Consider the following 21807-nt stretch of genomic DNA (forward strand, 5'->3'; position numbering starts at 1 on the left):
CGGTGACGCGCCGAACGCGCCGCCTAACGTCGCCGGTCGCCGAAGGACGGGACGGACGTTCCGCCCGCGTTGCGCCTCCGTCTCGGGTCCCGTCTACTGTATCCCAGTCGCGTTCGTCGTCGTCGTCTGAGTTGCGGTCGCCGTCTCAGTCGGCGTCGCAGTCTCGGTCCGAGTCTCCGTCTCTGTCGCGGTTTCCGTTTCAGTCGGCGTCTCCGTCGGCGTCTCGGTCTCCGTTTCGGTGGTCGTTTCCGTCTCCGTCGTCGTTTCCGTCTCAGTCGGCGTCTCCGTCGTCGTTTCCGTCTCAGTCGGCGTCTCCGTCGTCGTTTCCGTCTCAGTCGGCGTCTCCGTCGGCGTCTCGGTCTCCGTCGCAGTCTCTGTTGCCGTTTCCGTCTCGGTGGGTGTCTCCGTCTCGTTCGGCGTCGTCGTTTCGTTCGGCGTCGCAGTCGGAGTTGCCGTCTCGTTCGGCGTCGCCGTTTCGTTCGGGGTCGTAGTTTCGGTCGGCGTCTCCGTCGCCTCGATACTGAACGCGAAGACCGCCTCGTCGTTCACGTCGACGGGCGTCCCGTCTTCGGTCTCCGCCGTCAGGGCGTAGTCGCCCGGCGCGAGTCCCTCGACGCTCGCGTTCCCGTCTGCGGGGACGGTGACGGATTCGACGACGCCAGTCTCGTTCGTGACGTTCGCCGTGACCGGCGCGTCGTTCGGGTTGAACACGGTCACGTTGTCGTCGCCGACGGTCGCTTCGAGGCTTTCGACGGGCGGTGCTTCGACCGTCAGCGTCGCCGAGGCGTTCTCGTTCACGTCGACGGGCGTCCCGTCCTCGGTTTCGGCGGTGACGGTGTAGTCACCTGCCGAGAGTTCGTCCGTCGTGGCGTTCCCCTCGGCGGGGACGGTGACGGACTCGACGACGCCCGTCTCGTTCGTGACGTTCGCCGTGACCGGCACGGCGTTCGGGTTCGTCACCTCGATGGACCGGTTCTCGACCGTCGCCGTGGTCGAGAGCGGTTCGATATCGAACGCGTACTCGTCTCGGTCGTTCACGCCGACGGATATCCCGTCTTCAGTTTCCGCGGTGAGGGTGTAGTTGCCCGGCGGAAGTTCGGCCGTCGTGGCGTTCTCGCCCGCGGGCACCGTCAGCGATTCGACCACGTCGCCCGTCTCGTTCGTGACGTTCGCCGTGACGGCCACGACGTTCGGGTTCGCCACCTCGACGGACCGGTTCTGCACGCTGGCCGAAGTCGAGAGCGGTTCGAGCGTGAATCCGTATTCGGCTTGGCCGTTCACGTCCACGGACGTGCCGTCCTCGGTTTCCGCGGTGAGGGTGTAGTTACCCGGCGGGAGATTTTCGATCGTCTCGTTCTCGCCGGCCGCAACCATATCTGCGGTCACCTCGCCGGTGTCGTTCGAGACGGTCACCGTCACCGGAACGTCGTTGGGGTTCTCGACCGTGACGTTGCTCTGACCCGTGGTCGCGTTCACACTCTGCAGTTCGGGCTCTTCCGGTTCTTCCGGCGCGGGTTCTGCCGGAGTTGCCCCGTCGTCCTCGTCGGGCGTCTCCGTGTCAGTCTCGGTTCCCGCGTCGGTGTCCGCTCCCTCCCGCTCCGAGAGGTTCTCGTCTACGCTCTCGCGACCGTTCTCGGCTATCTCCTCGAAGTCGGTCGTTCCGCTCTCGGCCGCTTGCTCCGCGGTCGTCGCGGCGGACTGCGTGACGACGACCTGTATCTGGTAGATGTTCACCACCTGCGTCTGCATTATCTGGACGACCGCACCCTCGCTCACGCCCGCGGCGGCCGCCTGAATCTGAGTCGCCGAGGCCTGCTGCGACTGCGAGAGCGACCCGCCGGCGGCCGACTCCGCGATTATCTGCGTCTGCACGATACTGACGTTCTGCACCTGACTGACGGTCCCGCTCGCCGCCCCGAGTGCGGCCGACTGGACCTGTTCGACCGTCGCCCGTTGGCTCTGGTTCACCGCGCCCGAGGCGGCGCCAAGCGCGACGACCTGAACCTGCTTGATATCGACCGACTGCGTCTGCGTCAGGACGCCCTCGGCGCCGCCTCTGGCACCCGCTTCGACCGCCTCTAACTCCGCGTCGTCGCTACTCTCCAGCGCACCGTAGGCGGCGCCCTGCGCGGCCTCCTGTATCGTCGCGACGCTCACCGTCTCGTTCGTCCGTTCCGCGCAGGCACCCGCGGCCGCGCCCGCCGCCGCCACCTGCATCTGCTCGACGGTCACCGACTGGCGCTGGGCGACCGCCCCGTGCGACGCGCCGTACGCGGCCGCCTGAATCTGCCGCACGCTCGCGTTCTGCGCCTGCGACAGCGCACCGGCCGTACTGCCGCCGACGGCCGCCTGTATCTGCTCGGCACTCGCGTTCTGGGTCTGAATCAGCGTCCCGTGGGCCGCACCGGCGGCGACGCGCTGAATCTGCGTGACGTTCGCCTCTTGGGTCTGCGCCACCCCCTCGAGCGTCCCGTTCACGGCGGCCTGCCGTTGGGACTGGTTCACCGTCGCGCCCTGCATCTGCGCTAGCCGAACGCCTCGCTGGACGCCCTGCTCGACCGCCTGCCGTTCCTCGTCGGTCAGTTGCGCGTCGTCGTCGCTCACTTGGAACGCCGCGGCCGCCGAACCCCGGTCAGGCGCGGACGCCGCGCCCGCGACGCCGACCCCCGCGACGAGTGCGCTCCCGACCACGGTCCAAGCGACAACTGCGGCGGCGACCCGACGGAACCGCCCGCCTGTCGCCGTACTGTCCCTGCCTTTCGCTCCCTTCTTTGACATGTGCTAACAAGAGGCTAGTACGACGTTTGAGTCTGCGGCTTACCACTGCAGGGGCGCTACGCGGCGAAAACGTGACGGCGAGAAACTGATTCCGCGAAAACTACCGGATTTAATTCACTTCTATCGCCGCCCTCGGCGGCCCTCTGTGCCGTGTGTTCACACGCGTCGGCGACGGCGCGCGCCTCACTCCTCGTCGTCGGTTTCGACGACTCGCTTGCCAGTCTCCATCGGGACGACGCGCCGGTCGGCGTCCTCCCACTCCCGTTCGAGTTCGCGCCCGTCGAACAGTCTGTCGAGGAAGACGGCGAGTGCGGCCACCTCCGAGTGGGGTTGGCCCGTCACGCCCACGTTGTAGTCGGCCTCCTCGTAGACGTCGAACGGAACCTTCTCCGCGCCGACGACGACGAGGACCGGTTCGTCGGCGTGCGCCTCGCGCACCTCGGCTTCCACGTCCTGTACGCGTTCGCCGTACATCGTCAGGTGGACGACGACGCCGTCCCACTCGCGGATTATCGGTCGGTACGACTCGATGACCTCAGCCTCGAACGGCCCGCCGAACCGCGCGGTGATGTCGTCTACCGTCTCCTTCGATTGGCTGGCGTCGCCGACGAACAGCGCTCGGTCCGCCCCGAGTGCGCGCGCCGTCAGTCCGATGTGAGTCGTCATCCTGTCGTCTCGGCCCGGCCGGTGTCCGAGACGGAGGACCGCGACGTCCGGTTCGTCCTGCATGCTCGGTCGGTGTCGGTCCGACCGGTAAGACCCTTCGTTTCCCCCGCGCCGTCGCCGCGCCCGAGCGATTCCGCCCGCCGTCCCGTCCGCCGTTCCGCCCCCGCGAACGCCTCCCGAAACGAGCGAACGATTCGGCGGCCGTGAAAGTTACCAGAACGCACTTAGGGAGATACGGTGCAGTAATCTCCATGAACCTCTCCGAGAAGCGAGTCGTCGTCACCGGCGGTGCGGGCCTCGTCGGCTCTCACCTCGCGAAGCGTCTCCTCCCCGAGAACGACGTCGTCGTCGCCGACGACCTCTCGAAGGGCGACGAGGCGCGCGTCCCCGACGGCGCGGAGTTCGTGCAGGCGGACATGACCGACCCCGACGACGTCGCGGAGGCGATAACCGAAGACGTGGACGTCGTCTTCCACTTCGCGGCGTACACGGACACGAACTACGCCGACCCGCGGCAGTTGTTCGAGGAGAACACCGAGATGACGTACAACGTCCTCGAACGGATGGAGGAGGTGGGCGTGACGAACCTCGCCTTTACCTCTTCCTCGACGGTGTACGGCGAGGCGCCGCGTCCGACGCCGGAGGATTACGCCCCCCTCGAACCTATCAGCGTCTACGGCGCGTCGAAACTCGCGGACGAGGGTCTCATCTCGACGTACGCCCACGCGAAGGACTTCACCGTCTGGCTGTTCCGCTTCGCCAACATCGTCGGCCCGCACCAACGCGGCAACGTCGTCCCCGACTTCATCGAGAAACTGCTCGAGGACCCCGAGACGCTCACCATCCTCGGCGACGGCCGACAGGAGAAGTCCTACCTCCACGTCACCGACTGCGTGGACGCCATCGCCCACGTCGTCGAGAACGCCGACGACTCGCTGAACACGTACAACCTCGGGACGCGGACGACCACCTCCGTCACCCGCATCGCCGACATCGTCAGCGAGGAGATGGGACTCGACCCCGAGTACGAGTACACCGGCGGCGACAGGGGATGGACCGGCGACGTCCCGCGGATGCGCCTCTCCATCGAGAAACTCTCCGCGCTCGGATGGGAGCCGGAGGGGTCGAGCGACGAGGCGGTGCGCCGCGCCGCGCGGGAACTCATCGAGGAACTCCGCGCGGAACACGCCGCGCCCGCAGGCGAGTAGCGCTTCCCTAGGGTTCCGTCCTCTTTTCGGTCCGCGTCGCGTCCGGCCCGTTCGTTCGTTCGGTCCGCGTCGTGTCGCTCGTCCGTCCGAACCGCTTGAAATACTTGTAGACGGGGAACAGGGTGGCCTCGATGCGCTGGGGAACGCTCGCGGCACTCGCGTAGACGAGCACCGGCAGTTCGGGGTCGCTTCCCGCCGCAAGCTTGACCACCCGATCAGGGGTGCTCCCGAACACCCACCGCTTGAGGCGCCGGTCGCGGGACGCGCCGATGAGCAACACGCCGCCGGACTCCGCCGCCGACGAGACCAGTCCCTCGGCGACGCTGGCGGAGGAGACGTGTCGCACGTCCACCGCCTCCCTGTGTTCGAGTTCGGAGAGGGTCGCTTCGGGGTCTTCGGCCTTGTCTCTCGGCCCGTCGGCGGGGTCCACGCTCACCAACCGTATCCGTCTGCCCTCGGCGCCGAAGGCGTTCACCAACGGTAACAGCGCCCGGTGGTGAGGGCCGCCACCGACGCCGACGGTGACCGTCTCGAACAGTCGTTCTGGGTCGTCGGGGAACCCGCTCGCGTACACCACGTCGCAGGGCGAGTCGTACTCGACCGCCTCGGCTATCTCGGGGTGCTCGGTCGGGTAGCCCATCAGTATCAGGTCGGCCTCGTCGCCGCGGGCGGTGTGGACGATGTCGAACCCCACGTCCCTGCTGATGTGTCCTTCGACGGTGTACTCGACGTCTACGTCCGCCGCCGCGAGCGTCTCGGATATCCGGTCGGCCCGTCCCTCGGCCGTCTCCCGGACCAACTCGTTGGGCGTCTGCTCGGGGATTTCCGTGACGTTGACGACCTGAATCGCCGGCGACTCGGAGCGCGCCCGCCCGATGAGCGCCGCCAGTCGGACGTACCGTTCTGCGCGACTCGGGCGGGCGACGGGGACGAGCACCCGGTAGGCGTCCTCCGGCAGACCGCCGGGTTCGCTCGCCGCACCCGCCGGAGTCTCGCCGCCGGGTCGTCCCCTCGGTTCGACGGCGCGTTCGTACAGGTCTTCGATGTCGGGACCGCCGCCCCAGAGGAAGTACAGACCCGAGAGTGCGAGTACGACTGCGATGCCGACGACGACGCCCGACGTCGGGAGGTTGAGGATGAGCGCGAGGTTCGCGACGACGCCGAGGATCGGAAGCACCGGGACGCCCGGCATCCTGAACCCCCGTTCGAGGTCCGGGAAGTTCCGCCGCGAGTAGATGAGCGCGACGTTGACGACCGCGAGGGGGACGAGCAGGTTGAACGTCGCGAATCCGGTCAGCGAGTTCAGTCCGAGGACGTGGAGTCCGGTGACGCCTTCCTCCGAGAGGAGCGTGATGAACACGACGATGAGGCCCGCGATGGTCAGCGTCACCGTCGTGACCGACCAGAACGGCGTCCCGTACTCGGGGTGGATGCGGGAGAACCGCCGGGGGGCGTGTCCCTGTCGCCCCATCAGCGACCCGATTCCCGACGCCGCGAGGATGCTCGCGTTCGATGCCGACACCATCGAGAAGATGGCCCCGGCGACGATGAGCGCCTCCCCGACGGCGATGGAGTTTCCGAGCACCGAGACGGTGACCGGGATGAACGCCTGCGAGACGGCGCCCATCGCCGTCTCGCCGAGTTCGAGAATCGTCTGTGGGTCCCGCGCGAGGCGGTCGGTCACGTTGTAGATGTTGACCATCGCCACGATGACGAACGCGTAGAGGACGGTGACGGTGACGATGGAGGCGGCGATGGCGCGCGGGACCGTCTTCCGCGGTTCGATTATCTCCCCGGCGCTGGCGGCGATAGCGGAGAAGCCGAAGAAGGTGATGAACGCCAACGCCGCGACGGACACCGTCTCGACGGGTTCGAACTGGAAGCTGGTGGCGAACTCGGTGGTGGCGGGGCCGAACCCGACGGCGGCGAACATCCCGCCGACGAAGACGACCAGTATCGCAACCTTCGCGCTGGTGACGACGAGTTGGAACGCCCCGCTCTCCTCGGTCCCGCGGGCGTTCAAGACGCCGAGGAGAACCGCCGTGAGGACGCCGAACGTGCCGTGCGGAACGGTCCCGGAGAGGCCGGGGACGATGAACCGGAAGAACCACTCGTCCATCGTCGCCAAGTAGAACGCCGTCGTTCCGGTGTAGCCGAGAAACAGCGCCATTCCGATGCCGTACTTCAGAAAGTCCAATCCCTCGAACGTCCGAGAGGTAAAGAGGTAGCCGCCGCCGTTCTCCGAGTAGATGGACGCGAACTCCGAGTACGCCGCCGCGGTGAGTCCGGCGACGACGGCGGCGAGGGTGAACGCGACGACGGCGGTAGAACCGATGCGGAGGACCGCGGACCCGGACAGCGAGAAGATGCCCGCCGCTATCATCGTCCCCAACCCGAGGGCGAACGCTATCTTGAAATCGAGCGTCCGGGTGTGTTCCACCATCCCGGCAAAATTGGCCGCGGAGTTACTAAACCGGCCTGCCGTGTGGCTTAAATATCAGTTCTCGGCGTCGAACCGGGCGGTCTCAGTTCCGGAGCAGGTCGTTCACGTCCTCGCGGAGCAGTTCCCCGTACCGGAGGCGGAGTTCCTTCGCTTCGTCCGGAGAGACGCGCTCGCGCCCGTCGATTTTCCGCGTCACCGGCGCGTACCCCTGCACGTCGAACCCCATCCGTTCGAGGTACGTCGCGACGTCGGCGGAGTCTAACCCCTCGTAGATGGCGTCCGCGACGTAGTCGCACACCGTCTCGAACTCGGGGAGGACGATTTCGTCGTCCGTCACCTCGCCCGTCGTCCCGTCGACGCGGACGTTCGCGTGGTGGAGTTGCTCCATCACGGCGTCCATCTCCTCGGCCAAGCGCAGAATCTGGCTCGGAAGCGTCGCGTCGGGGGCGCGCCACTCGACGGTCGGCATCTCGTCGCGCAACCGAACCGGCGTCCACACCACGTCGTCGGCGGTGAAGTTGGCCTCGACGGCCATCTTGTCGATTCCGGCTTCGACGGCCGCCTCGGTGAACTCCGCTAACCGCCGGTCGAGACGCCGTTCCCACTGGGCGACGGTGTCTACGTACTCCCACAGTTGTCCGTGCTTCGGGAAGTTCTCGTAGCACTTCTTCCGGTAGAGGTACGCCCGGGCGCCGTTCGCGACTCGTTCGCCGCGGAAGTACGGCGACGAGTTGAGCAACGCCAACGCGGGGTCGAGACCCGCGAGCACGTTCAGTTGGTCCACGACGTTCCGCTTCTCGAAGTGCAGGTGCGTCCCCGCGCAGTACTTCGCGTAGTCGAAGTTCGTCCCGAGAACCCGCTTCTGTATCCGACTGCGTTCGCTCGGCCACCGTTCGATCTGCTCGCCGTTGACCGGCGTCCCCAACGGAACGAGCAGTTTGTCGAGTTCGTCGGCCCGCGTCAGCACTTGGTCGAGTTGGTCGACGAACGTCGAGCGCAGGTCGGCGTACGTCTCGCACGGTGGCGTCTTCAACTCGAAGAGCGGCGGAACGAACTCCTCTTCGACGTTCTCGGAGATCTCCGTGAGGGAACCGGGCGTCGTCAGTTCGCCGTCCTCGTCGACGACCCAGTACTCTACTTCGATGCTCTTTTGCATTGGTTGAAGTCCGTCGTCGAAATTCCTTCGTCGGCCCGACCGTTCCGGGCCGCCGGTCCCGAACTCCGTCGGGGAACGTTGCAACCTCCGGCCGGCCGTCGTATCGAGGGTGTCGCCGTCAACGGATTACGGAATTCGATACTACGGGTAATGAGGGGCCTGCCTTCGCTCGCAAGCCGGCGACGGAGATTCGACGGGCGTCACCCGTACACGGCACCGAGAACCCCGAGCAACCAGATGAGGACGTGCGCGCCGACGACGGCGAAGAGCGACCGACGGCGCACGTAGACGAGCGTGAAGACGAGTGCCGCGAGCGCGACCTGTAAGAGGTCGCCGAGTTGCCAGCTAACCGCGTGGGCGACGGTGAACGCCGCCCACGAGAGCCCTCCCGCGACGAGGGCGCTCTCCGAACGCTCCGCGAGGCGTTCGATGGCGTATCCCCGGTAGAGCACCTCCTCGACCACGCCGGTGGTGACCGCGGCGGCGACGGCGATTCCGACGCCGTACTCCTCGACGCCCATGCCCGTCTGTCCCGACTGCGCCAGTCCGAGCATCTCGACGAGCGGACCGGTCGCGGCCAACGCCAGGAAGCCGAGAACGGTCGCCGCGAGGAGATACGCGGCGTCGATTCGGTCGGGGCGGCGGACGCCGAGCGAACGCAACGGGCGGTCCTCCCAGACGAACACCACGCCGAGGACGACGCCCAGAAGCGACCACAGGAGCGCGATTTCCGCGACGGGGTGGAGACCGACCGAGAGCGTCCGCGCGGCGAACGAGAGCGCTGGAATCCCCAGCAACGCGACGACGAGACCGACGACGGTCGGTCGCTCGAACGCGTCTCTCTCGCCGGTCGCGTCGACGTACGGAGGTGCCACGGTGGTCGGGTCGTTTTGCGCCGGCATAACTGTTTCCCAGATGACACCTTTGCGGGGCGTTTCGTCGGCGGGCGGGGTCGCCGGCACGTCGCTCCGTCGAACGGCACGCCTTTTACGCCCGGCTCCCCTACCCCGATTCGTGCAGTTCGTCGGCTACGACACGGACGGTCCGGGGCTCTTTTTGAGCGACGGCGGCGAGGTGGAGTACGTCTCGTTGGAACCGGGAACGGAGCTCGCCTACACGCTCGAAGACCGCCACTGCGCCGGCGTCGTCGCCGACGACGAACACGTCCCCTGCGACGCCGAACGCGCGCCGTACTGCCGGGACCACAGTTCGACGTGGGTGTGCGCGAAGTGCACCGGCACCTGCCTGAAAGACGAGATGGACTGCCACGACCCCCACGCCGTCTACCTCGCGGCCTTCGCGCCCGACTCGTTCAAAGTCGGCGTCACGAAGGAGTGGCGACTGGAGACGCGCCTGCGCGAACAGGGCGCGGACCGCGGCGCGCACGTCCGAACCGTCTCGGACGGGCGCATCGCGCGGGAACTCGAAGCCGAAATCGCCCGGAACATCCCCGACCGCGTCCGCGTGCCGACGAAGGTGGACGGACTCCACCGCGACGTGGACGAGGCGTCGTGGACCGGCCTGCTCTCGGGGTTCGACGTGATATCGGAGTTCTCCTTCGACTACGGTCTGGACCTCGAAGACCGGCCGGTGGCCGAGACGATGGCGACCGGAACCGTCCGCGGCGTGCAGGGGCGGGTGCTCGTCCTCGACCGCGCCGGAAGCGCCTACGCCGTCGATTTACGCGACCTCGTGGGCTACGACGTGGTGCCGGAGGCGACGACGCGCGACGTGCAGTCGAGTCTCGGCGCGTTCGGGTGAGCGGACGGTAATCGACCGCCCTCGGCGACTCGTTTTCGCGTACCAACAGTCCTTTGCGGCCACGGGTCGAACCGGAAGGTATGTCCGAAGAACCCGACGAACCCGAGGAACCGACCGAGGAGGCAGGCGAGGGCGACGAGGAGGAGAAGTCGTTCCGAGAGCGAGTCGAGGAGATTCGCCAGCGACGCGAGGAGGAACGCGAGGAGGGCGACGGCGAGCGACCCTCCCCCGAGGAGATGATGGGCGGCGGCGGCCCAGGCGGCGCGGGCGGCAACCCCTTCGCGCAGATGATGAGCGGGATGATGGGCGGCGGCGGCGGCCCGCCGGGAATGGGCGGCGGCGGCATGGGCGGCGGTCCCGGCGGCCGCGGCGAGAGCGAGTCCGTCGGCAACGAGGAACTCGTCCGCGAAGTCCGGCAACTCCGCGACGAAGTCCGCGACGCGACGCGACAGCTCCAGCGCATCGCGCAAGCGATAGAAGACGACTGAAGCCCCGATTCAGCGACGAGCGGTCCTTTTCTTCGAGCGAACCCGGTCGTACAGCGCCGCCAGTTCGTCGACGGCTCGTTCGACGCTGAGTTCCTCCCGCTTGGCCAGACACGACTCCGAGAGCGACTCGCGTTCGTCCAGCACGCGCCGGATGGCGTCGCGACAGTCCGCGACGTCGCCGCGTTCGTAGTGATAGCCCGTCACGCCGTCCGCGACGGTGTCAGAGAGCGCTCCCGCGTCCACGCCGACGACGGGCGTCCCGCAGGCGTTGGCCTCCAAGGCGACCAACCCCTGCGTCTCGACGGGACTCGGGAAGACGAACGCGTCGAGCACCGAGTAGAACGCCGGGAGTTCCTCCCGCGGGAGGAAGCCCAAGAACCGGGCGTCGACGTCGCGTTCGCGGGCGAGCGATTCGAGGTGGCTCCGGGCGGGGCCGTCGCCGCCGAACACCAGCGTCGCGTCGAGTCCCTCCGCGGCGCGGACGAACTCCGAGAGATTCTTCTCGTACCCGTGTCGGCCGGTGTACCCGAGGATGGGCCCGTCCGGTAGGTCGTGGCGGCGGCGGAACTCCGCGGCGTCCGTCGGGACGAACCGCTCGATGTCGATGCCGTTCGAGAGGACGGTCACCTCCGTCTCGACGCCGACTTCCGAGACGAGGTGCTCGCATGCGTCCTCGCTCGGGCAGACGACGGCGTCGGCCCGGTCGAAGAACCAGCGCTCGTACCGTTCCGAGAGCGATTCGATGCCGGACTCGACTCGCGCGCGCGAGGTGAGGTAGTCCGCGTACTCGCCGGTCGGCGTGTGGTAGGAGGCGACGAACGGTATCTCCCGCCGTCGCGCGAGGCGCATCCCGCTCAGACCGAGGGCGAACGGCGTGTGCGCGTGGACGAGGTCCACGTCCCGCACCGCCTCGGGGACGCGCGGCACGCCCAAACGGAACCCGTCGTAGAAGGGAAAGGCGACGCTCCGAACCGGAAACTCGCCGTCGGTGGGGTCGTACTCGTCGCTCCCGGGGAAGACCACGTCCATCCGACCGCCGCGCTCCTGCCAGCGGTCGCGCCACGTCTCTATCGTGTACGTGACGCCGTTGACCGTCGGGAGGTACGTGTCTGTGAAGGCGGCAACCGAGACCGGTTCCATCGGTCGTGCTTCGGCGGTGTCCGTTTAATCGCTTGTGACTTTCACCGGAGCCGCGATACGTCCACGGACCGGCCCTCGCGGTTCGCCTCGTACGCCTCGCGGTACGCCGCCATCAGCCGGTCTCCCACCCGGTCGAGGCTGTGTTCCGCCGCCGTCTCGCGGGCGTTCTCCCCGAGTCGCCGCCTGAGGTCCTCGTCGCGCGAAAGCAGTTCGAGCGCGCGGCGGAACTCGTCTCTCGTCGAACACTTCAGGCAGTCGTGGCCGTGGGTGTAGAACTCCTCGAAGACGGGGATATCCCGGAGGACGACCGCCTTCCCGCAGGCCATCGCTTCGAGGACGGCGATGCCCTGATTCTCGTTTTTCGTCGGGAACAGGTAGACGTCGCCCGCGCCGAACGCGCCGCGAATATCGTCTATCCAGCCGGTGAAGGTGACGTTCTCCGGCGGATCCGTCACCCACTTTTTCACCGTCTTCGAGGCGTGCGGCCCGGTGTCGTACGGCCCGAACCACGCGAAGTCGTGGTCGGTCTCCTCGGCGAGTTCGCAGAACGTCGTGAGGCCCTTCCGCTCGAAGACGTTGCCGACGGCGAAGACGACCATCCCGTCGAGTCCGTACCGCTCGCGGTACTCCTCGCGCAGACCCTCGAACCCCGACAGCGACTCGGCGTCGACGCCGTTCGACATCGGGACGACGGGCGCGCCCACGGGGTACGATTCGAGGACGCGCTTCGTGTACGCCGAGGGACAGAGCACGAGGTCCGCCTGCGAGTAGAACCACTTGAGGTACCGCCCGAGGAGTGGGCCGACGGCGTTCGACCCGCGAAACGAGTCGGCGAAGTCCTCGCGGGTGACGTGCGTGTGGAGAATCAGGGGGATGTCGTTGCGCTTGGCGTGCCGGGCGACGGCGACGGACCCCGGCCCGACGAGGTTGCAGTGGGCCACGTCGTACTCGCGGAAGAACCCGCGTCCGAGGGCCGCAGAAAGCGGCGCGCGCGCCGGGTGTCCGCCGCGCCACGGAGAAGTGACGACGTCCACGTCGGCGTCGGTGCGAGCGAGTGCCGCGCGCTGTTGGTCCGTCGCCGTGCCGATGCCGCTTCGGTGTAACTCGGATTCGAGTTCCAGGTAGTTGAGGACGCGCAGGGTCACGTTGCCGCGGACTTTTTCGGGCGACGGTTTGACGCTACCGACTTCCGCGTCCGGCAGACGGAACGTCTTTGTCCGGCCGCCCCTCTCGTGGGACCATGGGCATCCCGGCGGAACGCATCGAACGTCTGCACGAACTCGCGCGGGAGGCCACCGCCGAACGGGAGTTCGCCCGCGCCCGCGAGTACGTCCGCCTCGCGCGGCGCATCGCGGAACGGAACCGGACCGGCCTCCCGCGGGCGTTCCGCCGCTATACCTGCGACGACTGCGACGCGTACCTCCGCCCCGGCGTCAACGCGCGCGTCCGACTCCGCCCCGGCCGGGTGGTCGTTCGCTGCGACTGCGGCGCGACGAAGCGCTACCCGCACGATTGACCGGGCACGACGTTCACGGACCCTTAACGTTCAAACGTACTCGGCCGTTAACGGAGGTATGGACAAACAGGAACTGCGGAAGGAAGCACACGACGTGGACGTGACGGTGTGGGTCGGCAAGAGCGGAATCGGCGCGGTGACCGACGAACTGTCCGACCAACTGGCCGATAGGAAACTCGTGAAGGTGAAGTTCCTCCGCGCGGTGCGGGCCGGAACCACGGTCGAAGAACTCGCCGATGACCTCGCGGAACGGGTCAACGCGAACGTCGTCGAAACGAGAGGTAACACCGCCGTCGTCACTCGATGAGCGGTGCCGGACTCACCCTCCAAGTGAACGGCTTAGACGGCGTAATCGCCCGACTGTTCGAGGGGTTCCTCGGAGAGGCGTCGGCCGCCCTCCTCGGCAAGACAGTCGCCTTCGTCGTCGCCTTCGCCGTCGTCTACCTCGTCGGGAAAGTGGTCCTCCTCCCCTTCCTCTCGCGGATGATGCACCGGCGGGGACTCGAACCGCACGCGCGGCGACCGCTCAGACGAATCGCCAGCGTCATCGTCGTGTTCGCGGCGCTGACCGTCGCGTTGACCGCGGCGGGATTACCGAACTTCCTGCAGTCCGTCGCGACCATCGCCGCGGCGGCGACCCTCGCGATCGGGCTGGCGATGCAGGACGTTCTGCAGAACTTCGTCGCGGGCGTGTTCATCTTCACCGACAAGCCGTTCAGAATCGGCGACTGGATAGAGTGGGAGGACAACTCCGGCATCGTCGAGGACATCAGCTTCCGCGTCACGCGGGTGCGGACGTTCGACAACGAACTGCTGACGGTGCCGAACTCCCAGTTGACCGACGACGTCATCAAGAACCCCGTGGCGAAGGACAAACTCCGCCTGCAGGTGCCGTTCGGAATCGGCTACGACGACGACATCGACGCCGCGACGGAGATAATCGTCGAGGAGGCGGAGGCCGACTCGGACATCCTCGACGACCCCGCGCCGTCCGTTCGCCTGACGGAACTGGGCGATTCCTCGGTGACGCTCACCTCGCGCGTCTGGATTTCGAACCCGAGTCGCTCCGACTTCGTGAAGACGCGCGCGAAGTACGTCCAACGCGTGAAGGAACGGTTCGACGAGGCGGGCATCGACATCCCGTACCCGAACCGAACGCTCAGCGGCGACCTGACCATCGCCGACTCGGATTCGCTCCGCGCCAGCGCGGACGACTGAACGGCGACCGACGCGAGACTCCCGTTTTCGGCCGAGTTTACAGTTCGATGCGTTCGACCAGTTGGTCCTCGGCTCTCGTGTTGACCGCGACGATGCGGATGTAGTCTTCGAGCATCGAGTTGTTGAGTTTCGCCTTCAGGAGGTTGTCCACCTGATAGACGCCCGCGGCGTTGACCATCTCTATCTCCACGAGGACGGGCCGACTGTCGCCCGGTTCGAGGGCGACGTTGTCGATGGCCCGACTGGAGAGGGTGTTGATACCGCGGCCGCCCTTCTCGTAGGGGATGCGCGACCGGCCGCGTTCCATGTCGAGTGCGTCCGCGACGCGGATGACGCCAGCCTCCCGCGTGAGGGGGTCCTCCTCGGTGTGGTGACAGAGGATGGCGTGAAGCACCTCCGCTTTCATCCGCACGGCGTCGGCCCTGTCGTAGAACTTCGGGAGGAAGCGGTCCAGAAGGTCCGCGGCGAGGGGGATCGAGTAGTAGGCGTGTTCGTCCCGGTGGACGATGTGTCCGATGTCGTGGAGGGTGGCCGCGAGGGCGACGATGACCGGTTCGTCGGCCTCTTCGAGGCCTTGGTCCGACGCGCCGTTGAACTCGACGCCGCCCGCCTTCAGCAGGTCGTAGAGGCGAAGCGCACGGTTCCGAACGATTTCGATGTGTTTCGGCCCGTGGTCGTTGTACCCCTTCCGCGTGACCGCGTTGACGTTCTGCGCTTCGAGATACGCCGTCACCTCGGGGTCGTCGAGCAGTTCCGGTAGAATCTCGTTCAGTTTCTCGTCGGGGTAGGCGTGGTCCTCTCCGGACCGGTACTCACGCCCGCCGTCGTCGTCGATGTCGGTCACGTCCATGCGCCGTTCGGTTCGTGACGCAGGCGCAAATACCTCCGGGTATCGGCGGCGTCGGCGCCGTCAGGCGCGCGCCGTCTCGGCGGCGTCGGCGACTTCCTCGTAGTCGGGTTCCGCGCCGGGGTCGTCGCTCACCCACGCGTACGTCACCTCGCCGGACCCGTCCACGACGAACACCGCCCGCTTCGCTACCTCCTCGACGCCGTACTTCTCGAAGTCCATCGAGACGCCGTACTCGCGGACTATCTCGCGGTTCGTGTCGCTGACGAGCGGGAAGTTCAGGTCGTTCTGGTCGCGGAACTCGTTGAGCGCGAAGGGCGTATCGACGCTGATTCCGAACACGGTTGCGCCGATATCCTCGAAGTTCGCCATCCGGTCGCGGAACGTGCACATCTCCGTCGTGCACGTACTCGTGAACGCCGCGGGGAAGAACGCGAGGACGAGAGGCGCGTCGTCGAGGCGGTCCGAGAGCGTCACGGTGCTCACGTCACCGTCCGCGAGCGGTGCCGTAAAGTCAGGGGCGTCGTCGCCGACTTCGACCATGGGCGCGGTTCGGACGCGGCGGTGTTGAACCTTCCCCAACCGAGGCGCGTTCGGCGTCGGCCGCGAGTAGTTTCGACCCGCGAACGGCGGGCGTTCGCGGGACCGACCGCTCTCTCGGGACCGGCGTTCGAATATCAGCGGTGCAGGGACTAAACCGGAGATATTCGGCGGGTATCTCCCGTTCTCGGAGCGGGAAACGTTACGTTGAGGGAGCAAAAAGCCTATAATCGAGACTAGGTTAGCATTTGGTAGTGATGTCACCGACCATGACCCCCCTCTTCCCGGGGATACCTGGCGGGCCGGAACTGCTCATCGTTCTGCTCGTCCTCGTGTTGCTGTTCGGCGCGAACAAGATTCCCAAACTCGCTCGCTCCACGGGTCAGGCGATGGGCGAGTTCAAGCGCGGACGCAACGAAATCGAGGAGGAACTGAAGGAGTTCGAGAACGGCGAGGAGGAGGACGAAGAGGCCGACACCGAGACGGCGACGTCCACGTCCACCTCGACCGAAACCAACTGAGCAGTTCCGTTTTCCGCCCGCGGTCTTTCGAATCACACCCGTTTTTAGTCGATGCTCTCTTACTCTCCGTCGAGGGCGTGTGGCCTAGCGGACAGGGCGAGAGGTTCCTAACCTCTCGATCGCGGGTTCGAATCCCGCCACGCCCGTTCTCCGGCGAACGACAGTGAGCCGTGAGAACGGCCCGAGGGATTCGAATCAGGGAGCGAACGAAGTGAGCGACCGAGGTTCGAATCCCGTCACGCCCGTTTTCGGTTTCGCTCGACGCGAAAACGAACCGTGCATTTTCTGTCAATTCGAGGAGTCGCCGCCCGAACGGCCGAGAACGTAATATCGAGCAAGAGACGACAGCAACGACGAAGATAGCGCTCCCAGTGTGAAATTTGAAATACACTTGGCACGGAGTATCGGTGATGACGTTTTGGACGGACGCCGTATCTCTTTCCCGCGGAAGAGAGACAGTCGTCGCGTTCGGCGGCTTCTACCTCGCCCTCGGCGTGGGATTGGCGTTCGTGGAACTCCTCGAAGGGAAACCGGTGTCGAACGTGCTCGTCGTGTCGCTGTTCGTCGTTTCCGCGGGTATCGTGCTGCTCTACGGCGGATATCGGTTACCGCGTACCGATATCGAACCCGAGTTCTACCCGACCATCGCGCGGTGGTGTCTCGGCGGGTTCGGGCTGATGTTCGCTAGCCTCGCGCTCTATCAACTCGAACCCGCAGAGAGCATCAGCGACCCGATTCGGGGCTACCTCGTCCTCACGGCGTTCGGGAGCGTCGCGGGCTTCGCCGTCGGGAGCCGCGACGCGCTGGCGAAGACGCACGCCCGCCGCCTCGAATCGCGTAACGCCGAACTGGAGCGAACGCGGGACGAACTCCGGAGAGCGGTCGAACGGCTCGAAGAGTCGAACCACAAACTGGAGGAGTCCAACGAGCGCTTAGAGCAGTTCGCCTACGTCGTCTCCCACGACCTGCAGGAGCCCCTTCGGATGGTCACGAACTACCTCTCCCTCATCGAGGACCGATACGGCCACGAACTGGACGAGGACGGTGAAGAGTTCCTCGAGTACGCCGTCGACGGCGCGGAACGGATGCACGCGATGATCGACGGGTTGCTCGAACTGTCCCGACTCGGGACGGAGGAGGAGACGTTCCGGAAGGTGGACCTCGACGGGGTTCTCGACGACGTTCGAAAGCAACTCGAAATGCGGATTCGGGAGAGCGGTGCCGCGGTGGAAATAGAGGAGTTACCGACGGTGCGTGGCGAGGAGGACCAACTGCGCCAACTGTTCCAGAATCTGGTGAGTAACGCTCTCGAGTACAGCGGCGACGACCCCCCGACGGTGCACGTCTCCGCCCGGCGAAACGGAGAGTCGGAGGTGATAGTCTCCGTCCGGGACGAGGGAATCGGCATCGACCCGGACGAACAGGAGCGCATCTTCGAGATTTTCCAGCGACTCCACACCCGAGAGGAGTGTTCGGGTAGCGGAATCGGTCTCGCCCTCTGTCAGCGCATCGTCGAACGCCACGGCGGCGACGTCCGAGTCGAGTCCGAACCCGAAGAGGGGTCGACGTTCTCGGTTACGCTTTCGGCCGCCGATACGTGAACGCGGCGAGCGAACCGACGCTTCCGTTCCGGGGTTCCGGAGGACGAACCGACCGCCGCGCGGACGTGCCCCTCCCGTTCGGTCACAGACTCCGGTCCGTCACTTCGTAGACGGTTCCCTCGTAGGCGAACGTCAATCCACGATAGAGCGGAGTCCCGAACAGGTCGTCGTCGCGGACCGTCACCGCTTCGACGCCGTCCTCGAAGTGCGCGAGGGCGTTTCGGAGGGCCGGAACGCCGTAGACGGACTCCGTGACGTAGGCGGCGGACACGGCATCGTCCGAGGGGTCCGTCTCGGGCCGTTTCGTCACCGTGACGGAACCGTTCGAATCGGCCCCTCCGACGGTCACGGTGACGGCGTTTCCGTCGCGGGTAACGTCGCGGACGGTGTTCGTCGGGACTAACTGAAGCGCGTCGCCCGACAACGTGAACGGCGCGGCGTAGGCGATTATCGGTTGATTCTCCTGCGGCGACTGACCCCGCCGGCCGTAGGAACCGACGACGAGGAACGCGTACGTCCCCCCGCCGAGTGCCCGCAGAGAGAGCGACTCGTCGGCGGTGACCGGTTCGACCGGCGTACCGAGGTTGTCGTTGGTTACGGAGACGGACCACGTGTGCGACTCGTCGGGTGCGAGCGACGACCCCGCGTTCGCGGCGGCCCGCGTGGGGACCGTCGCGTACCACTCGCCGTCGACGCGTTTCTGGAGTTCCCACCGATAGAAGTTCGCGTTGAAGTACCGGTCACGGCGGTTCGTGAGCGTGAACGCGATCTCCGCGTCCGGGAGCGAGACCGAACGAGAGTCGGGGGCCAGAGCCGTGTCCGAAGGTTCCGTCTCCGATTCGGTGGGCGCGTTGCACCTCATCTCGAACTCGCCTTCGAAGTCGGCGTTTTCGATGCGGGGGACCGTCGATGGACACGAGAGGCCGTCCGACGAGGACGACGTGGGGGGTCTAATGCTGTCGAGGCATCCGGCGAGTCCGCACGAAAGTGCGACGCCGGCGCGGAGGAACGTTCGACGATTCATTCGCGGGGACACTCGGCGACCGAAGTATGGGCTTTGTGATATTACTCGGCTCTCCCGGACGTCGCGTCCTCGACGAGGGTGTAGACGCCGTGTGCAATCTGCTGGAAGGCGAAGTAACTACAGGCGCCCCCCACCGCCACCGCGAGAGGGATTCCGACCCACCCGTCGAGACCCGTCGTCAGTCTGGCGGCGACGAGGGCGCCGACGGCGAAGAGGGCGAGTGCGACCATCCCGTTGACGGCGGCGTCAGTCGTCGCAGTGTCGCGAGACATGACCGTCGCATCCCCGTATGAGTTGAAATCCTTGTCCCTTTCCGACGGGAGCCGACCCCAGTCGGCCGGTCCTCGATATCACGTTCTGATAATTGGGGCGGCAAGAATATAGCACTCGTTTATAATTTCGACGTATGCCATCGTTACGGGGCGTGCTCCCGAAGCGGATTCGGTCGAGCTACGCACTCACATTTCTCACGGTTGTCCTAGTCGTTCTACTAGCAATGGGAAGCATCGCAGGGTACGCCTACACAGACAGCCAAAATTCGGTCAAGGAGGACGTCTCGAACGAGATAGCGACGTCCGCGGAGTTACAAGCCGGTCAGGTCGCCCGATGGGTGGGTCAGCGCAATCAGACGGTGCAGATGCTCTCCGAGTATCAGGTGATGAAAACGGAGAACGCACTGAGCATCAACGGGTTCCTGATGAGCGAAATCGACTCCATCCCGGACGACGTGTACTCGGTTCACTACGTCGAGGCGGAGACGAACACCGTCTTAGCGAGCACCAACACCTCCACGCTGGGCGAGACTTACACCGGTAAGGAGGCGGCGTGGGCGGCCGACGAACGTAACCTGACGGACGGCGACGACGTGTACCGCTCCGACATCTACATGGTCGGAGACAGGCCGACGATATCGTGGGTCTCTCCGGTCAACGGTCACGATGACTACCTCGTCGTCATCAACGCCGACGTCTCCAAGATCTCCTCGCAGTTGGACACGAGCGTCAACGGCGGGTTCAGCATGGTCGTCGACACCGGCGACGGCGAGGTGATGATGGACGAACGCGGGGAGGCGATAAACGAAAAGTACGTCCTCGCCGACGCGGCGGCGCAGGCCGCGGGCCAGTCCGGAATGATCGAGATGGCCCCCGTCGAGGGATTGATAGACGAACCGTCCCTCCTCGGATACGCCCCCGTCGAGAGGACCGACTGGTCGGTCGCCGTCCACGCCCCGAAGTCCGAGGCGTACGTCCTCGCAACGTCGGTCGGGAAGGACTTCCTCCTGCTTCTGGGAACCGCGCTGGCCGGACTCGCGTTTCTCGGCGTCACGGTCGGTCGGAGCACCGTCTCGTCGCTGAAGGACCTCCGATCGAAGGCGAAGGAACTCGAAGCCGGTAACTTGGAAGTCGAAATCGAGAGCTCCCGCGAGGACGAAATCGGGCAGTTGTACGGTGCGTTCGGGTCGATGCGGGACACCGTCCGCGAACGCATCGAGGACTCCCGCCGGACGACGGAACACCTCGAACGGCAGGCGGCCGACTACAGCGCCGTCATGTCCGCCTGCGCCGACGGCGACCTGACCCGACGCCTCGACCCCGACGACGAGAACGAGGCCATGCGGGACATCGCGATGTCGTTCAACGGGATGATGGACGAACTCGAAGCGACGGTCGTCAGAATCCGGTCGTTCGCCGACGAGGTGGCGGCCGCGAGCGAGCAGGTGACGTCGAGCACCGAGGAGATTCAGCAGGCCAGCGAACAGGTCAGCGGGGCGGTCCAAGAGATATCGGACGGCGCGGCGAGGCAGAACGAGCACCTCGAAACCGTCAACGACGAGATGACATCGATGTCCGCGACCATCGAGGAAGTCACCTCTTCGGCGTCCGAAGTCGCCACCACGGCGGAGGGGGCCGTCGAACGCGGGAAGGACGCCCGCGACTACGCGCAGGACGCCATCGAGGAGATGAACGTCATCGAGACGCGGACCGAACGCCGCGTGGACGAAGTGGAGTCGCTCGAAACGGAGATAAAGCAGATCAGTGAAATCGTCGAGATGATAGACAGCATCGCGGAGCAGACGAACCTGCTGGCGCTGAACGCCTCCATCGAGGCCGCCCGCGCCGGCGAGGCGGGCGAAGGGTTCGCCGTCGTCGCCGACGAGATAAAGACGCTCGCGACCGAGGCGAGCGAAGCGACGGACCAGATCGATTCGCTCATCTCCGACGCCGTCGCCTCGACCGAACAGGCCGCCACCGACATGCACGACACCGGCGAGGACGTCTCCAACAGCGTCGACGTGGTCGAACAGGCGCTGGAAGCGGTCGAGGAAGTCGTCGTCGCCTTCGAGGAGACGAACCGCGGCATACAGGAGATAGACGACACGACCGAAGAGCAGGCGCGGACGACCGAACAGGTGGTCAGCATGGTTGAGGACGTGGCGGGCGTGAGCGCTCAGACGACCGCCGAGGCGCAGAACGTCTCCGCCGCCTCCGAGGAACAGACGTCGTCGCTGACCGAAGTCTCGACCAGCGTCCAGTCGCTCGCCGACAGGGCCGAACGATTGCACTCCCTCCTCGAACAGTTCGAGGTCCAAGCGGGGGACTCTCCTCCGACCGCGACGCCGGACGACGCCGCGCCCGCCGCGGCCGACGGCGGCGAACCGACCGAGACGACGCAGTCCGACGACTGACGCTCGGTTCTCCGATTTTTCGCGTCGCCTTTCGACGCCGTACGTCCGGAAGCGGTCCCGACTCGACACCGCCGAAAGACACGCTACATCCATCTGACAGTACTGCGCCGACACCAATGTATGCCGAGTGACAAGTCGGCTGACGGCCCCGCGCGCGCCGCGACTTAACGACCGATTACGGTCGCCGCCCGGCCCCTTCAAGTGACGTTTAAGT

General features: G+C 66.2%; 20 protein-coding genes and 1 tRNA gene. 10 read left to right on the forward strand and 11 right to left on the reverse strand.

Annotated features, from left to right (window positions below; genetic code table 11):
• Positions 1 to 93 precede the first annotated feature (93 nt).
• Together BLS11_RS19615 and BLS11_RS08790 are read right to left on the reverse strand one after the other, a co-directional pair.
• Positions 94 to 2778, reverse strand: a complete 2685-nt coding sequence (locus BLS11_RS19615) for a collagen binding domain-containing protein (RefSeq protein WP_217628991.1) — start codon at positions 2776 to 2778, stop codon at positions 94 to 96.
• Positions 2779 to 2961: 183 nt separating this feature from the next.
• Positions 2962 to 3507 (reverse strand): tRNA (cytidine(56)-2'-O)-methyltransferase, encoded by a 546-nt coding sequence (locus tag BLS11_RS08790; protein WP_092536113.1) that lies wholly within the window; start codon positions 3505 to 3507, stop codon positions 2962 to 2964.
• Positions 3508 to 3689: 182 nt separating this feature from the next.
• Here BLS11_RS08790 and BLS11_RS08795 point away from each other — a divergent pair, with 182 nt between their 5' ends.
• The gene (locus tag BLS11_RS08795; protein WP_217629008.1) at positions 3690 to 4652 is read left to right on the forward strand and encodes an NAD-dependent epimerase/dehydratase family protein; all 963 of its coding nucleotides are present in this window, start codon (positions 3690 to 3692) and stop codon (positions 4650 to 4652) included.
• Between the two features lie 7 nt (positions 4653 to 4659).
• Here BLS11_RS08795 and BLS11_RS08800 read toward each other — a convergent pair whose 3' ends face one another.
• The 3 genes from BLS11_RS08800 to BLS11_RS08810 form a co-directional block, all read right to left on the reverse strand.
• A complete protein-coding gene (locus BLS11_RS08800; RefSeq protein ID WP_092536119.1) occupies positions 4660 to 7095 on the reverse strand; it encodes an amino acid permease in 2436 nt (811 codons plus the stop codon).
• Positions 7096 to 7177: 82 nt separating this feature from the next.
• Complete coding sequence (locus tag BLS11_RS08805; RefSeq protein WP_092536122.1) at positions 7178 to 8251, reverse strand: glutamate-cysteine ligase family protein; 1074 nt, start codon at positions 8249 to 8251, stop codon at positions 7178 to 7180.
• A 200-nt stretch (positions 8252 to 8451) separates the two neighbouring features.
• A complete protein-coding gene (locus BLS11_RS08810) occupies positions 8452 to 9126 on the reverse strand; it encodes a CPBP family intramembrane glutamic endopeptidase (RefSeq protein WP_217628992.1) in 675 nt (224 codons plus the stop codon).
• A gap of 139 nt (positions 9127 to 9265) precedes the next feature.
• Here BLS11_RS08810 and BLS11_RS08815 point away from each other — a divergent pair, with 139 nt between their 5' ends.
• Entirely contained in the window at positions 9266 to 10012 is a 747-nt protein-coding gene (locus BLS11_RS08815; protein WP_092536126.1) for a DUF2797 domain-containing protein, read from the forward strand.
• 80 nt (positions 10013 to 10092) lie between these two features.
• Positions 10093 to 10500 (forward strand): hypothetical protein, encoded by a 408-nt coding sequence (locus BLS11_RS08820; RefSeq protein WP_092536129.1) that lies wholly within the window; start codon positions 10093 to 10095, stop codon positions 10498 to 10500.
• Positions 10501 to 10509: 9 nt separating this feature from the next.
• Here BLS11_RS08820 and BLS11_RS08825 read toward each other — a convergent pair whose 3' ends face one another.
• Positions 10510 to 11640 (reverse strand): glycosyltransferase, encoded by a 1131-nt coding sequence (locus BLS11_RS08825; protein WP_092536132.1) that lies wholly within the window; start codon positions 11638 to 11640, stop codon positions 10510 to 10512.
• A gap of 41 nt (positions 11641 to 11681) precedes the next feature.
• Complete coding sequence (locus tag BLS11_RS08830) at positions 11682 to 12779, reverse strand: glycosyltransferase family 4 protein (RefSeq protein WP_092537222.1); 1098 nt, start codon at positions 12777 to 12779, stop codon at positions 11682 to 11684.
• 101 nt (positions 12780 to 12880) lie between these two features.
• Here BLS11_RS08830 and BLS11_RS08835 point away from each other — a divergent pair, with 101 nt between their 5' ends.
• Genes BLS11_RS08835 through BLS11_RS08845 form a run of 3 tightly spaced genes read left to right on the forward strand, consistent with a single transcriptional unit; the run spans position 12881 to position 14374 of the window.
• Positions 12881 to 13156 carry a ribonuclease P protein component 4 gene (locus BLS11_RS08835; protein ID WP_092536135.1) on the forward strand — a complete coding sequence of 92 codons (276 nt, stop codon included), beginning with the start codon at positions 12881 to 12883 and terminating at the stop codon, positions 13154 to 13156.
• Between the two features lie 58 nt (positions 13157 to 13214).
• Positions 13215 to 13463: a YhbY family RNA-binding protein gene (locus BLS11_RS08840; protein ID WP_092536139.1), complete on the forward strand. Its 249-nt coding sequence runs from the start codon at positions 13215 to 13217 to the stop codon at positions 13461 to 13463.
• Positions 13460 to 14374, forward strand: coding sequence for a mechanosensitive ion channel family protein (locus tag BLS11_RS08845; RefSeq protein ID WP_092536142.1), 915 nt, complete (start codon positions 13460 to 13462; stop codon positions 14372 to 14374). Before BLS11_RS08840 ends, BLS11_RS08845 begins: the two co-directional genes overlap by 4 nt.
• Before the next feature lie 37 nt (positions 14375 to 14411).
• Here the strand turns inward: BLS11_RS08845 and BLS11_RS08850 are convergent, their stop codons facing one another.
• Together BLS11_RS08850 and BLS11_RS08855 are read right to left on the reverse strand one after the other, a co-directional pair.
• Positions 14412 to 15224: an HD domain-containing protein gene (locus BLS11_RS08850; RefSeq protein ID WP_394327392.1), complete on the reverse strand. Its 813-nt coding sequence runs from the start codon at positions 15222 to 15224 to the stop codon at positions 14412 to 14414.
• Positions 15225 to 15284: 60 nt separating this feature from the next.
• On the reverse strand, positions 15285 to 15764 hold the full coding sequence (locus BLS11_RS08855; protein WP_092536145.1) for a redoxin domain-containing protein: 480 nt from the start codon (positions 15762 to 15764) through the stop codon (positions 15285 to 15287).
• Between the two features lie 254 nt (positions 15765 to 16018).
• Between BLS11_RS08855 and BLS11_RS08860 the strand changes: the two genes are divergently transcribed.
• The 3 genes from BLS11_RS08860 to BLS11_RS08870 all read left to right on the forward strand — a co-directional run bounded on the left by BLS11_RS08860 (position 16019) and on the right by BLS11_RS08870 (position 17883).
• Positions 16019 to 16282, forward strand: a complete 264-nt coding sequence (locus BLS11_RS08860; protein WP_092536148.1) for a Sec-independent protein translocase subunit TatA/TatB — start codon at positions 16019 to 16021, stop codon at positions 16280 to 16282.
• A gap of 73 nt (positions 16283 to 16355) precedes the next feature.
• Positions 16356 to 16428 (forward strand) — tRNA-Arg (locus BLS11_RS08865).
• Between the two features lie 264 nt (positions 16429 to 16692).
• Complete coding sequence (locus BLS11_RS08870; protein WP_092536151.1) at positions 16693 to 17883, forward strand: sensor histidine kinase; 1191 nt, start codon at positions 16693 to 16695, stop codon at positions 17881 to 17883.
• An 82-nt stretch (positions 17884 to 17965) separates the two neighbouring features.
• On the opposite strand, the gene BLS11_RS08875 is transcribed toward BLS11_RS08870, so the two are convergent.
• Both BLS11_RS08875 and BLS11_RS08880 read right to left on the reverse strand, forming a co-directional pair.
• Entirely contained in the window at positions 17966 to 18907 is a 942-nt protein-coding gene (locus BLS11_RS08875; protein ID WP_092536154.1) for a hypothetical protein, read from the reverse strand.
• A 41-nt stretch (positions 18908 to 18948) separates the two neighbouring features.
• Positions 18949 to 19179, reverse strand: coding sequence for a hypothetical protein (locus BLS11_RS08880; protein WP_092536157.1), 231 nt, complete (start codon positions 19177 to 19179; stop codon positions 18949 to 18951).
• 224 nt (positions 19180 to 19403) lie between these two features.
• Here BLS11_RS08880 and BLS11_RS08885 point away from each other — a divergent pair, with 224 nt between their 5' ends.
• On the forward strand, positions 19404 to 21593 hold the full coding sequence (locus tag BLS11_RS08885) for a methyl-accepting chemotaxis protein (RefSeq protein WP_175454413.1): 2190 nt from the start codon (positions 19404 to 19406) through the stop codon (positions 21591 to 21593).
• Positions 21594 to 21807 lie beyond the last annotated feature (214 nt).

The organism is Halopelagius longus (assembly GCF_900100875.1).
GTDB classification, from domain to species: domain Archaea; phylum Halobacteriota; class Halobacteria; order Halobacteriales; family Haloferacaceae; genus Halopelagius; species Halopelagius longus.